The sequence below is a fragment of the Algoriphagus aestuariicola genome (assembly GCF_017254835.1).
Lineage (GTDB): Bacteria > Bacteroidota > Bacteroidia > Cytophagales > Cyclobacteriaceae > Algoriphagus > Algoriphagus aestuariicola.
The window spans coordinates 1,214,790-1,227,760 of the sequence record NZ_JAFKCW010000001.1 but is presented as its reverse complement, the minus strand read 5'-3'; the positions used below and the strand labels follow the sequence as shown (position 1 = coordinate 1,227,760).

Below are 12,971 nucleotides of genomic sequence, written 5' to 3'. Positions count from 1 at the left end.
TAGCGGCTTTATTAGAAAACACCCCGTCAAGGGGTGAATTTCAGTTAATCTTTTATAAATATTGCTGTTACTGACTGTCTAGTATTCAACCCTTGATTGTTGAAGCGCATCATAGCGATCACCAACAATACCTATTTCCTCAATTTTGGTTTCAATCTCATTAATTTCGTCTACGGATAATTCGAAGTCAGCAGCTCGTAAATCTTCTTCCAAATGCGAAAGCTTGGTTGTACCAAACAATGGTACGATGAAAGGATATTTTGAAAGCATCCAATTCAGGCAAATCTGAGAAGAAGTCATGCCTCTTGTCTTCCCAAACTCATTCAAAACTTCTACTATCCGGATATTTGATTTGATTGCTGCCGGTTGAAAACGTGGCCATGCGCCCCGTATGTCATTCGTGTTCAAATCGGAATATTCGGTTAGAGTCCCCCCTAACAAACCGCGGCAAAGTGGGCTATATGCGACAAAGCCTATCTCCAATTCCTCCAAGGTGGAAAAGATAAAATCTTCCGGCAGCCTGGTCATTAGGGAATATTCACTTTGCACAGCCGTTATAGGACAAACCCCATGTGCTTTTCTGATGGTTTCAGCACCTGCTTCTGATAGTCCAAAATGGAGCACCTTGCCTTCTTTAATAAGATCTTTTACTGTACCTGCCACATCCTCTATAGGCACGTTGGGATCAACCCTATGCTGAAGGAAAAGGTCAATACGGTCGGTCTTTAGGCGTTTTAGGGATTGATCCGCAACTTTTCGAATCTGCTCAGGTCTGCTGTTGAATACATTTTTACCGCCAATATCAAAACCAAACTTAGTAGAAATAGCCACTTGATTTCTGATGGGATCAAGTGCTTCTCCAACCAATTCCTCATTTACATATGGACCATAAACTTCTGCCGTATCGAAAAAGTCGCAACCACGATCTACCGCCTCCCGGATTAATTTGATCATACTATTGGAATCAGGATGCAGACCACGTCCAGTAGTCATTCCCATGCATCCAAATTGTAAGGCTGAAACATTGAGCGGATTTTTCTTTGACCCTAGAGTGCGCTTTTTGGTTAAGATTGTACCTAATGCTTTGATATTTCTAGTTGGATGAGAAAATGTTTCAGAGCCCTTAACGGGCCCGGACGCAATTGCTCCTAACCCTAATAAGGTGGCAGTTGTTAAAAAGCTTCTTCTTCCGGTTGGATCTCCAGCTTTATTTTCTGGCTGGTTCTTTCTATTTATTTCCATTGTTGATTATCGCTTAAGAGGTTTGATTACTTGTAGGTTTGGCTTGTTGCGACAGCTTCTAAACAAAGTGATGCTAAGACATCTGCTTCTGAACCGCGTATTCATCATCTGTTACTTTCTCCATCCAGTCCACGACTTTTCCGTTCAGTTCCTCTTGCGTGGCTATATGTGTCATTGCCATGGTTGGCGATGCCCCATGCCAATGTTTTTCAGCCGGAGCGAACCAAACGACATCACCAGGCCTGATTTCCTCAATTGGTCCGCCCTCACGTTGAACTAGCCCTATTCCCGACAACACAATTAGGGTTTGCCCAAGAGGATGAGTGTGCCAGGCCGTTCGTGAACCTGCCTCAAATGTTACTTCGGCAGCACCGGCGCGTCTATACCCATTTGGCTGAAATAAATGGTTAATACGAACAGATCCAGTGAACCAATCTGCTGGACCTTTTACTGATGGTTGAGACCCTAACCTTTTTATTTCCATTTGAATTAATATTTACAATTGAACTGTTCATCTCCTAACTATTCAAGTCATTTTGAAAAAGCAGTTTCCTGTCACTTAGTAGACTCATTTACAGTGACTTACAATAGTTTTATTTAAAATGCTTATCGAACCATTCCAACATCACCTTTGGATTTTGGCCAAAATAATTATAGCCTTGGAAACGCTGGTCAGTTCCCTCAATCCAAAAGAGCTTTCTATCTTTTGCAGATATGTTATTGTAGATTTCCTCTACGTAATGAAATGGCATTGAAGAATCATCTTTTACCTGGGCAACCATTGTAGGGATAGTGGAAGCCTGGGATTTTTCCATCGGTCTGAAATCATCCAACACATAGCCGGTTTTCTTCTTTAAGGCCTCATCGAACAATTCATATCCGTTTGGTATGTTGGCATTGTCCATTGCCGTTTTTACGAAGGCACGAGGAGGCGAAGGTTGCAAGGCAATCATTGAAGTAATGTTTTTAAATTCTTCCGGATATTTATCCATTGCTACAAATGTTGAATTCGCACCCACACATCGGCTGTACAGTGCTATTTGCATATCTTTTGTATCTGGTCTTGACCTGGCATATTGCAATGAACCGATTATGTCACGATATTCCACGATACCATGTGCTACAATACCACCATTACCTTCTCCACTGCGTCCATGATTGCGAAAATCATAAGCAATAATATTGTAACCTGCATCGTGGAGAATTTTATATTCGGGTAAAAAATTAACTTCAAAACCTCCAAACATTTTCCAAGGATCCAAATGACCTGGATAACCATAACGGTTGGCGGGCATTGGATGATTACATATAATTAGCTTATTGGAATTTTTTGCAGGGATAAACCAGCCTTCCAAAGCCACTCCGTCTATTGCGGGAAAAAAAATGTCTTCGTATTCCATTCCGTATTGGTCTGGCGTCCGCAAAATTGGTGTGCGGAGTGAATGTGCCATCAACTCTGCTAATCCATTAATAAATTCATCATTTTTCTCATCAACTGTTCTGAGGTTTTGTGCTGAAGAAAACATGGAGATAAGAGCAAAACAGACCGTTGCCGTTGCCCTACTAATTTTGGTTATTTCTATAAACATATTTTTAAACGATTTAAATATTTTCCACCTAATAGACAGAAATGAATTATTACTTAGGAAAACATGAATTAGTTGGAGATATATTGTTCATCCGTCACAGCTTCTAACCAGGTTACAATTCCATTTTCCGTCTTCGGTAAAATGTACATTTGAGTAAGACTGTTATTCTCAGTGGCTCCATGCCAGTGCTTTACATTAGGCGGACACTCAACTACATCTCCTTTTTTCATGGTTTGTTTTGGCTGTCCTTCCAGTTGGTGATATCCTTCACCATCAAGGACAATTAGAATTTGCCCACTTGGATGTACATGCCAATTAGATCTAGCACCTTTTTCGAAATAGACATTTCCTGCAAGTGTATTATAGACAGAATCATTTTCTACTAAGCCAAAGTTGTAAGCATTACCTGTAAAGTTTGTTGCAGGTCCCAATTCACCCTTTGGGAAAATTGCTTCTTCCGGAATTAATGATTTGGTATTTTCTTTTTTCTCAACTTGTGTATTGCAAGCATGACTTAATAGAAGTATGGCAGCAACCGCGAGTATTTTTATTGTTTTCATTATATCCATTTTAAATTTCTTTGATAACTTTTGCAGGTATTCCACCTACTACAACATTGTTCGGTACATCTTTGGAAACAACCGAACCTGCTGCAACAACTGAATTTTCCCCAATGGTCACACCTTGCAAAATCGTAGCATTTGCGCCAATCCAAACATTCTTCTTAAGATGGATTTTCCCAGATGTGAGTGTTAGCCTCTCCTTTGGGGAGATAGGATGAGCTTCAGAAAGAAGACATACTTTAGGGGCTAGCATTACATTGTCTTCGAGGATTATCCCTCCCAAATCCAAAAAGGTGCAATCAAAATTGATGAATACGTTTTTACCTATTTTGATATTCTTCCCATAATTGATATAAAGCGGAGTAAAGACAGTAACACTTTCATCAATTTCGCTACTTGTTATTCGGCTCAAAAATTTTCTGATTTCTGCAGGATCGGATGTATTGTTCATCTGGAGCAATAGCTCTTTTGTTTTATATGAAGCTTCCCTCAATTTCGGGGCATCCGGATCGTTGGGTGAAATTGCTTCTCCGTGTACTAATCTTTGAAAGACAGTTTTTGATTCCATGCTCTTGAGTTGCTTTAGGTTGACCTTGCAAATTTAAAGTGTCTACAAAATACATTTGTTACACGAATCACCTGACTAATGTCAAATATCACTTATCTTGTGACCATGAATCAGGGAAATCAAAAAGTAGATAGACCTCAGCGCATTATCATGCTAAAAGTATATAAGAGAGAAGATCTTCCAAGTGACTTTGGCTTAAATTACCATACCCATTTACTTTGTCATCGGGGTAGGGTTGATTTTAAATTCAATGATTTAAATCAGAGTTGCAAGGGAGGTGAATTTTTATTTTGGTTTGCAAGAAGTAATTTGGCTGATTTACAATTTTCAAAGAGGTTCAATGCCACGGTTCTACTCGTAGAAAATCATTTTCTTAATTCTAATATCCCAGACCAAAACTGGGGGATTGATGCCGCCTTGCATTCCAGACAATACCCTGTTAAAGCACTGAATGATAAGAAGGACCGGAAACGCATTTTAACCAATTTCCAATTGCTGAATGCTAAGTTCCAGGACAAGGGACATCACTTTTATGAAGAAGCTTTAAAACTTCAAATGCGACTTTTCATTTTCGAAATGTGGCATACATTCGTCAATGAATATGAACGCAGGAAACGCAGTTTACAAACCGGAACGCTCTATGAAAGATTCAGGCAGTTGATTGAGGATAATTGCATGACAGAGCGAGAAGTTCAGTTTTATGCCAATCAGCTCAATATCACCGCCAAATATCTGAATGCCATTTCCAAGCAAAACTCTGGTGTCACCGCTTCGGAATGGATTCAAAGGTTTACGCGAGAGCGAATTGTCCGAATGCTGCAGAATGAAAAATTGAATATTGCAGAGATTTCTGATGAAATGGGATTTTCCAGCCGGTCTTTTTTCACTCGATATGTAAAAAAAATATTGGGGTTTACTCCCACTGAATACCGAAATCGTTTGGGGTAGAAGAGATTTTTATAGGCAGGAAAAACAAACTACTGACTGTAACTTATAGCTTTATAGAACAGAAGCAGCATGAAAAAATGGGAAAAGTATATTTTGAATGAGATATTAATAAACAAATATGAATTCAATCAAATCAAATTTTTCCAAATGACACTGCAGCTTTAATTTGAGCTTCTTACGTTTCTGGATATTGAATTACGATTTTCGATTTTGATAGAAGCTTAAGAAAGCAAAATTTTTAAGACCATCAAACTTTTTCATTCATCTAAAACACATTCTATTTTTTATATAAAAACATCTTTACTTATTTACTCTTTAAAAAGACAACGGTTTCGGCTATTACCCGTTAATGAGTATATTAGTTATTCACAAAACCATCTGAATATGTGGTCAGTAATCAAATTTTTGGGAACCGTGTTCATAAGCTTCATTGCGATGATCGGTGCGTTGGGTGCGGAAAACCCTTTTCCTCTTTTTGCGGTAGCTTGGGGGATTTGGATTCTTTACGTGCTAAGCTTGCGGTCAAAAAGAAAAAAAGAACTGGACAAAGAGCGGCTGATTCGGGAAATCCTCGATAAACTCTAGAACCCGAAAAGGAACTTCAACGAAGCAAAAGATCCGAGCAGAAAAAAGCAGAACGAAGCGAAACTAACCAGCCGAAAGCCCATTGTCGAAAGGAAGGGCTTTTTCAAATGAGCACCCTGGATCAGGGAAAGTAAAAATCCAACTCCAAGAAAAAAGGCTACAGTCAGCAAAGAGTTTATCATTCTAGGCTTAACGGTTTAGGATTATCAATGTTGAATTTACGAAATCTTAGATGCCAAAAAAAAGGAGGAATTACCCCTCCCCTTCTGATTCAATTCCTAGAATGTAATTTGCTGCTTTATGTGCTTTCTGGGCGGCATAGATCAGCATTTTTGGATCGTCTTTTAATGGCTTCATCCACCCTTTCAAGTAGGCCAAAGAATTTTTGAAGTTGGTATCTTTGATTCCTGTATAGGCATTTAGGAAACTTGCTCCCATTTCCGCGATTAATTCTTCTTTTGAATATTCCACTGAGCCAAAACCTACCAAAGCCGGTCTTTCAGCAAAACGACCTAATCTGCTGGTGTGGCCAGTTGAATGGACTGCCTCATGAAAAAGAACAGAATAGTACTGCTCGTCTCCTTTGAAGGATTCTTTGTTTGGCATATTGATATAGTCCATGACAGGATGGTAAAAGGCATCGTCACCTTCGTGGACAATTTTTGGGCAATCGCTAAATCCTGAGATGATGTGTTCACAGCTTTCGATGGGTGAAAATACCCGCTCTGCTGTTTCTATGAAAGAAAAATCAATTCCTTCGATTTGGTCGATATTGAAGACCGTCCAGATAAAAGGGGTGAATTTCCGACGGTAGACATCTTCGTCTTCTCCGGCTTCGTTGGTATTTTGCCCTTTGACGAATTTGGAGATCTTCCAGAAAACTACCTTTGTCCCCTTTTGATCTTTGATGACATTTCCTCCCAGCTGTTTTGCTTGTTTAAAGGTAAGAAAGTAGGGATGGCTGAATTTCTTGGAGATTGTCACCCAGGCAAGCCATAGCGCATTGAAGCCTAGATAAGGACGGTTTGATGCAAAGTTCTTAGGTACATTTTTCGGATTCCAGACTTGCTCCCATGTGAGGTTTTCATTTTGGATACCTTCGATGATTTCGTTGGTGACGGTTTCCGCTAGTTTGTTAAAGTTTTCCCAAGCTGTCATTTTGATGGTGTTTTAAGTGTTGAAAAAGAGCCAGCTAGAGCCAAAGAATCCCCCATCATATCCAAGGATGTAAGGAACATCGACCCGACAAATCCAGAGCTTTTCCCTGGAGTCAGGGTAGCTTGGTTTTTCTGGGAGAGTGGGGATATTTGGCTGAGTAGTGACATTTTTTTTAATCCACTGGTGTTGAGGTACCGACCGACAAGCGTTTTCTGGAAAAGCTGGAGATGGATATGGCAAAAACCTGAAGAAAAATGTCGGAGGCAGTCCGTAGGAAACCGTCATTTTGCGGAAGGGCGAAGCGGATTTTTGACGATTCCAGCATCAGGTTTTCACCTTTGCTTGGTTGGACGGAATTGACACCAGAAAAAAAAACCGGAACGGATCAGAAAACCCACTTGGAAGAAAAACGCTCCCAGACGGAAGGAGCAGAAAAGCGAAAAATGGCTTGCCCCCCTAAAGGAGGATTGGGCCACTTTTTCCAAGAGCGGATTTCTTTGGAGCCACTGTTTTGGCTTAAAGAAATTTTAGCGAATGGAATGTGTGGCCGTGGGAAACCGAAAGCTCTTTAACCGCACCAACGCTAGAAGGGAAGGGAAGGGAAAAGTGCTGGAGGTGGGGATTGAGGACTGGATCACTGTCGAGCTGAATGACCGCCCCATTCCCAGATCTGTCGGGAATGGGTGAAGGAAAATAAAGTGAGACTGTGATCGCGGGGAGTAGTAAACCTATCCAAGACTGCGGCAAAGTAAGCTGTCATTTGAAAAAGGTAGGAACGGAGCGCGATCCGGGTGTGGTTTTGCACTGTTTTAGACTCGGCAGAACAGAAAAATAAAGCGGATTGAATGTATGGCCGTGTGAAGTTGAAAGCTCTTGGCGAAAACGTCTAAAGAAAATTTGAATATTCAAGTTCACGGATACTGTTTGATTTTCATAAAGCTTTTCAACATGCATTTTATTGGAAAAAAATCCCTTTATTGAATCTACAAGAGGCCCAAATGATTGATAACCTGACAAATCCCACGCTAGCGCGGGAGACTAACATTGTTGAAAAACAGGAAGCAATACCGCTTGCCGAGGAAAGAGACTTGTGGGCTGCATTCAAGTCTGGCAACAACTCCGCTTTCATCCTCATCTATGAGAGATTCTTTGACAGTCTATACAGCTATGGACTGCGGATCAACAGCGACGAAGATCTGATCAAAGATGCCATTCACGATATATTTTTGGATCTAAAAAAAAACAGTAGTTCTCTGGGAGATACCGACTCCATTAAGTTCTATCTATTCAAATGCCTAAAAAGAAGGATTTTTCGAGAGGTTAAAAACTGGGCAAATCTCAGGGAGAACCTAGATATGCGGCAAAGTTTTGAGATCACATTTTCCCATGAGCAGACGCTAATCGACAAGCAGATTGACCGGGAGAAAACAGAAGAAATCAACGCCGCGATCAGAACGCTGTCCCCAAGAAAAAGAGAAGCCATTTACTACGTCTTTTACGAGGGCATGTCCTATCAGCAAGTATCGGAGTTGATGGAGCTCTCTGATGCCAAGTCCGCGAGGGATTTGGTCTACAAAGGGCTAAAGTGCCTTCGAGACACCTTGGGATTTCTACCTGCTTTTATTCTGCCTTTTCATTGACTTAACCATAATTACCGCCACCTTCCAGTCTCCAGCATCTTGAATATTTCGACATTTATAAAAAATAGTCAATATTTTTTGGCGTTGTTTTGACCTTCTCCTCCTTTATCTAGTGTAGCCAATTTTTAACACTAGTCTGAATGAGTCAAATCAACGACCTGCTGGAAAATCTAGAATTCATCAGGTGGGTAAAAAACCCCGACCATGAACTGTCCACCTTTTGGAAAAGCTGGATGGAAGCCAATCCAGGCCGGATTGGGGATGTGAAGCTGGCTCGGGAGGCAATTCTAGGCTTGCAATTCCCCTCCAAATCTGCGTCCGAGGCCACCAAAAGAGAAGTACTAAACAGCATTCTCCGGGAGACAAAGGCCGAAAAGCTTATCGCTTCCCACAGTTTGCGGCCAGAGTCATCCTCCGGCACGAAAGGTATTTGGCAGTTTTCACGCGTTGCGGCAATACTGGTTGGCGTAGCGCTGCTCTCCACTCTTCTTCTAAAAGTTGGCACCAGAAATCAAGAACAACCCACCCAGACAAGTGCTCGCTGGGTGACTAAATCCACCAACGCTGGCGAAAAGCTCAATTTCAGACTTCCCGATCAGACCATTGTCTGGCTCAATTCAGGAAGCAGTCTGGAATACCCTGAGACGTTTGATTCTACCGTTCGATTGGTAAAACTAAAAGGAGAGGGATTTTTTGAGGTCAGCGAAAATCCAGAGCAACCCTTCCAGGTTTTATCCGACGATTTGATCACCACTGCTCTTGGCACCACTTTCAATATCAACATCACACACAGAAATGAAATCCACGTCGCACTGGTAACCGGAAAAGTCTCGGTAATAGGCACACAGGATAGCAGGTACGTGTATCTCGATCCTGGGCAGGAGCTTACTTATAAAAAAACCACCGGAGAATCCAAAGTCACTTCATTTTCTCAGGATCAGGTATTGGGTTGGCGGTTTGGAAAATTGATTTTCAACAGATCCACCCTCGGCGAGGTGAAGGAAGACCTAGAAGGGTGGTACGGTGTGGAGATCACCCTGGTGGGTCGTCCCGACAGAGAGTGGCAATTCAACGGAAAGTTTGAAAACCAAACGCTCGACAATGTATTGAAGAGCATGTCCAATATCGAAAACTTCACCTATAGCATAGACCACAAGACAGTCAAACTAATTTTCAACTAATAACCCATCTACACATGACTTCTAGCTACATAGATGATTCTTAACAGAAAAGCCAACTGGAAAACCAGTTGGCTTTAGTTGCAGTCTGGGGGTGGATAATCTATTGGGGAATAGGAAAAACCCACCAGACCTAGTTTAATGAAATTTTCAATAAACCACTCAAAATTATGCAATTAAACTTACAAAAGACAATATACATGTTGTCCAAGTACTTCTTGTATGGCTTCATAATACAGCTGATGGCCCTAAACTTCGTGTTAGCCACAAGTGCTAGCGGGCAGTACAGATCGATCGAGGAAGTGCAAGTGAAAATTGAACAAGAGTCCATCACCTTAGGACAGTTCTTCAAATCCATCGAAAGGCAAACTCCTTTCAGTTTCTTGTACGACAACTCACTCATCAATCCATCCACAGTAGTCCATCTACAGGGCAAGGCAGGCTCTGTGGAAAACTTTCTCCGACAAGTATCTCTCCAGTCCAACCTGAGATTCCGACAGGTAAACAATGGCATAGATGTAAAAGAAGACCCGAAACTACCCTTTATTTCAGTCTCTACTCAGAAGGACGGGATACAAGTAACAGGGGTGGTCAAGGATCAATCTGGAGCTCCGATTCCAGGGGTGACGATTATCGTCCAAGGCACTACCCAAGGGACCGTATCGGATGTGGACGGCAACTATTCGCTGGATGTGCCAGTTGGCGGCGTATTAGTTTTCTCCTTTATAGGCTACGAACAACAGGTGATCGAAGTCGGCAATCAAAGCGAGATCAACGTTACGATGCTGGAGAATCTATCGGCGCTAGAAGAAGTCGTAGTAGTGGGATATGGTACCCAAAAGAAAGTCAATCTGACCGGCGCCGTCAGTGCTATTTCATCCGGCCAAATTGTAAACCAACCTGTCGGACAGTCCTCCATGGTACTCCAAGGGGTAGCCCCGGGAGTCACCGTCACCCAGAGGAGCGGACAACCTGGAAAGGATGGCGGAAATATCCGAATCAGAGGAATCGGCACGCTCGGAGACTCGAATCCCCTCATTATGGTCGATGGCGTGGAAACCAATATGAACAACGTAGACCCGAATGAAATCGAAAGCATCTCCGTATTGAAGGACGCAGCGTCGGCAGCCATCTATGGTTCTCGGGCTGCAAATGGTGTAGTACTAATTACCACAAAAAGAGCAAAAGAAGGAGTAAGCGTCAGCTACAACATGTATGCAGGCGTCCAAGTGCCAACCCGACAGCCCGAAATCGTCGGGGCAATGGACCACATGCTGTTGGCTAACGAGGCATTTACAAACATTGGCAACGATCCGCAGTATTCTGAGCAGTTTCTGGCCGACTACCAAGCAGGGATGCCTTCCGACCAATATCCGGACACCGACTGGCAGGAGCTGACTATGGCCAATTCCGCATTCATGCAAAGCCACAATGTCAGTATCAATTCGGGAAGCGAAAAAGCCAAGATCCTGGGTTCATTCAACTATTTGGATCAAGATGGTATCATCCCCAATACCAGCTTTAAACGACTGAATTTACGATTTAATTCTGACCTTCAAGTCACAGAAAAGCTCAAGGTGTCTGCAGACATCTTTTTGCGGAAAGCCACCCAGACAGAGCCCTCAAGCGGCACTTCCTATGTTTTTCACTGGATGAGGAGAATCCCGGCAAATGAGGTTGGTGTCCTATCAAACGGCCGCTATGGAGAAGGGTGGAATGGCGACCATCCGCTAGCTAGAGCCCAGGACGGCGGTTTGCGGGTCGAGGAAAATCTTGATGCTATCCTCAACTTCCGGGCAAACTACAACTTCACTGACTGGCTGTCAGCAGAGGTTATGTACGCTCCGAAACTGTGGAACCCACACATCAAAAGCTTTTCGAATATCACCCAGACCTATGCCCGGGACGGTGAGACCCCTACATTCTTTGTCCCTCAGCGCAATTCATTGACCGAGCAATACACCCGAGAATGGTACAATAACTTCCGAGCACTTATCAACTTCAACAAGACCTTCAATGACGTTCACATGGTAGGATTTACCGGTGGCTATCAGCAGGAAGACCAAACCAACCAGTGGATCTCAGCCTACAGAGAAGTCTTTCCTCTGCCGGACTATCAGCAAATCAATGCCGGAAACCGGCTCAACGAACAAACAGGTGGATCGGCAACCCATTGGGCTCTTCAGTCTGTTTTTGGACGTGCTACCTACAATTTTGACGAGCGCTACCTGTTTGAAGCAAACCTCAGAAGAGATGCATCCTCGAGGTTTGCGGACGGCAATCGCGCCAGCTTATTTCCGTCTTTCTCTGCCGGGTGGAGAATGTCCGAGGAGGCTTTTATGGCCGGAACGAGCAATGTGATCGATGAGCTGAAGTTCAGGGCTTCCTGGGGGCGACTCGGAAACCAAAACATCGGACTGTATCCCTACGCAGCGTTTATTTCGCTGGGGGGAACTGCACAGGACTACACCTTCGACGGGGTGATATCGCCCGGGGCTGCGCTGAACAATATGGCCAACGAAGACATCAAATGGGAGACTTCGGAAACCATCGATTTTGGGTTAGATGCCAATCTGTGGGGCAAGCTGGATGTGACCTTCGACTACTATCAGCGACGAACCAGTGATATTTTGCTTACACTGAACATTCCCCTCACCCTGGGACTGACCGCGCCTTATCAAAATGCCGGTGAAGTACTCAATACGGGCTACGAAATCATGTTGAACTACCAGAACAGAATAGGCGAGTTCAGCTACGGAATCATGGCCAATTTTTCCGATGTGAAAAATGAGATCATCGATCTGAAGGGTATAGAAAACACTGGATTGACTGTCAACAGGGAAGGCCACTCCATCGGATCTTTTTTTGGCTACGTTGCCGATGGCTTTTTCCAATCACAGGAGGAAGTGGACAATCATGCTACGCAATTCGGCATGATCGCGCCCGGTGACATCAAATACAAAGACCTCAACGAAGACGGAAAAATCAATGATCAAGACCTGGCCATCATCGGGAGTCCCATTCCCAGATACACCTATGGTCTAAAACTCAATGGTGGCTACAAGGGTTTTGACCTCTCTATATTCTTTCAGGGAGTGGGACAAGCAGACGGCTATTTGTTTGGTCAGGGAATTATGCCCTTCTACCTAGGAGGCACGATCCAAGAGCAGCACAAAGACCGCTGGACACCAGAAACTCCCAATGCCCGGTACCCCAGACTGGCCTGGAACCAGACCAACAACCAGCAGAACTCCAGTTTCTGGATGAGCGACGCTTCTTACTTACGCCTTCAAAGCGTGCAGCTGGGTTATGCTTTTCCAGAACCTATTTTGAAAAAACTCAAGGTTCAAAACTTGAGGGTTTATCTCAGTGGTCGCAATCTGTTTACCGTGACCGACTTTTATGAAGGGTATGACCCTGAGGCTCCTGTCAGTGATGGCGGATGGTATCCTCAGATGTCCACCTATACCATGGGATTAAACCTCAACTTCTAAACAACC

The 12,971-nt window shown here is 43.2% G+C and carries 12 protein-coding genes; 6 read left to right on the top strand and 6 right to left on the bottom strand.

Annotated elements, in window-relative coordinates:
• Positions 1 to 78: 78 nt before the first annotated feature.
• The 5 genes from J0A67_RS05250 to J0A67_RS05230 all read right to left on the bottom strand — a co-directional run bounded on the left by J0A67_RS05250 (position 79) and on the right by J0A67_RS05230 (position 3,962).
• Positions 79 to 1,242 carry an aldo/keto reductase gene (locus J0A67_RS05250; RefSeq protein ID WP_206568211.1) on the bottom strand — a complete coding sequence of 388 codons (1,164 nt, stop codon included), beginning with the start codon at positions 1,240 to 1,242 and terminating at the stop codon, positions 79 to 81.
• Between the two features lie 73 nt (positions 1,243 to 1,315).
• Positions 1,316 to 1,726 (bottom strand): (R)-mandelonitrile lyase, encoded by a 411-nt coding sequence (locus J0A67_RS23045; protein ID WP_206568210.1) that lies wholly within the window; start codon positions 1,724 to 1,726, stop codon positions 1,316 to 1,318.
• Positions 1,727 to 1,835: 109 nt separating this feature from the next.
• On the bottom strand, positions 1,836 to 2,831 hold the full coding sequence (locus J0A67_RS05240) for an alpha/beta hydrolase family protein (protein ID WP_206568209.1): 996 nt from the start codon (positions 2,829 to 2,831) through the stop codon (positions 1,836 to 1,838).
• Positions 2,832 to 2,899: 68 nt separating this feature from the next.
• On the bottom strand, positions 2,900 to 3,391 hold the full coding sequence (locus J0A67_RS05235) for a cupin domain-containing protein (protein ID WP_206568208.1): 492 nt from the start codon (positions 3,389 to 3,391) through the stop codon (positions 2,900 to 2,902).
• A gap of 10 nt (positions 3,392 to 3,401) precedes the next feature.
• On the bottom strand, positions 3,402 to 3,962 hold the full coding sequence (locus tag J0A67_RS05230; RefSeq protein WP_206568207.1) for a sugar O-acetyltransferase: 561 nt from the start codon (positions 3,960 to 3,962) through the stop codon (positions 3,402 to 3,404).
• A gap of 78 nt (positions 3,963 to 4,040) precedes the next feature.
• Here J0A67_RS05230 and J0A67_RS05225 point away from each other — a divergent pair, with 78 nt between their 5' ends.
• Both J0A67_RS05225 and J0A67_RS05220 read left to right on the top strand, forming a co-directional pair.
• On the top strand, positions 4,041 to 4,910 hold the full coding sequence (locus tag J0A67_RS05225; protein WP_206568206.1) for a helix-turn-helix domain-containing protein: 870 nt from the start codon (positions 4,041 to 4,043) through the stop codon (positions 4,908 to 4,910).
• A 384-nt stretch (positions 4,911 to 5,294) separates the two neighbouring features.
• The gene (locus J0A67_RS05220; RefSeq protein WP_206568205.1) at positions 5,295 to 5,495 is read left to right on the top strand and encodes a hypothetical protein; all 201 of its coding nucleotides are present in this window, start codon (positions 5,295 to 5,297) and stop codon (positions 5,493 to 5,495) included.
• Between the two features lie 252 nt (positions 5,496 to 5,747).
• On the opposite strand, the gene J0A67_RS05215 is transcribed toward J0A67_RS05220, so the two are convergent.
• A complete protein-coding gene (locus tag J0A67_RS05215; protein ID WP_206568204.1) occupies positions 5,748 to 6,653 on the bottom strand; it encodes an ArdC family protein in 906 nt (301 codons plus the stop codon).
• Between the two features lie 534 nt (positions 6,654 to 7,187).
• On the opposite strand from J0A67_RS05215, the gene J0A67_RS05210 reads away from it, so the two are divergent.
• From J0A67_RS05210 to J0A67_RS05195, 4 genes are all read left to right on the top strand, one after another.
• A complete protein-coding gene (locus J0A67_RS05210) occupies positions 7,188 to 7,340 on the top strand; it encodes a hypothetical protein (protein WP_206568203.1) in 153 nt (50 codons plus the stop codon).
• A gap of 311 nt (positions 7,341 to 7,651) precedes the next feature.
• Positions 7,652 to 8,293, top strand: a complete 642-nt coding sequence (locus J0A67_RS05205) for an RNA polymerase sigma factor (RefSeq protein ID WP_206568202.1) — start codon at positions 7,652 to 7,654, stop codon at positions 8,291 to 8,293.
• 140 nt (positions 8,294 to 8,433) lie between these two features.
• Positions 8,434 to 9,474 (top strand): FecR family protein, encoded by a 1,041-nt coding sequence (locus J0A67_RS05200; protein WP_206568201.1) that lies wholly within the window; start codon positions 8,434 to 8,436, stop codon positions 9,472 to 9,474.
• Positions 9,475 to 9,641: 167 nt separating this feature from the next.
• A complete protein-coding gene (locus J0A67_RS05195; RefSeq protein WP_206568200.1) occupies positions 9,642 to 12,965 on the top strand; it encodes a SusC/RagA family TonB-linked outer membrane protein in 3,324 nt (1,107 codons plus the stop codon).
• Positions 12,966 to 12,971: the final 6 nt, after the last annotated feature.

Bases quoted from the DNA above. Each gene is read 5' to 3' on its own strand.
- J0A67_RS05250 (WP_206568211.1), bottom strand. From the start codon at position 1,242: ATGGAAATAAATAGAAAGAACCAGCCAGAAAATAAAGCTGGAGATCCA.
- J0A67_RS23045 (WP_206568210.1), bottom strand. From the start codon at position 1,726: ATGGAAATAAAAAGGTTAGGGTCTCAACCATCAGTAAAAGGTCCAGCA.
- J0A67_RS05240 (WP_206568209.1), bottom strand. From the start codon at position 2,831: ATGTTTATAGAAATAACCAAAATTAGTAGGGCAACGGCAACGGTCTGT.
- J0A67_RS05235 (WP_206568208.1), bottom strand. From the start codon at position 3,391: ATGAAAACAATAAAAATACTCGCGGTTGCTGCCATACTTCTATTAAGT.
- J0A67_RS05230 (WP_206568207.1), bottom strand. From the start codon at position 3,962: ATGGAATCAAAAACTGTCTTTCAAAGATTAGTACACGGAGAAGCAATT.
- J0A67_RS05225 (WP_206568206.1), top strand. From the start codon at position 4,041: ATGTCAAATATCACTTATCTTGTGACCATGAATCAGGGAAATCAAAAA.
- J0A67_RS05220 (WP_206568205.1), top strand. From the start codon at position 5,295: ATGTGGTCAGTAATCAAATTTTTGGGAACCGTGTTCATAAGCTTCATT.
- J0A67_RS05215 (WP_206568204.1), bottom strand. From the start codon at position 6,653: ATGACAGCTTGGGAAAACTTTAACAAACTAGCGGAAACCGTCACCAAC.
- J0A67_RS05210 (WP_206568203.1), top strand. From the start codon at position 7,188: ATGGAATGTGTGGCCGTGGGAAACCGAAAGCTCTTTAACCGCACCAAC.
- J0A67_RS05205 (WP_206568202.1), top strand. From the start codon at position 7,652: ATGATTGATAACCTGACAAATCCCACGCTAGCGCGGGAGACTAACATT.
- J0A67_RS05200 (WP_206568201.1), top strand. From the start codon at position 8,434: ATGAGTCAAATCAACGACCTGCTGGAAAATCTAGAATTCATCAGGTGG.
- J0A67_RS05195 (WP_206568200.1), top strand. From the start codon at position 9,642: ATGCAATTAAACTTACAAAAGACAATATACATGTTGTCCAAGTACTTC.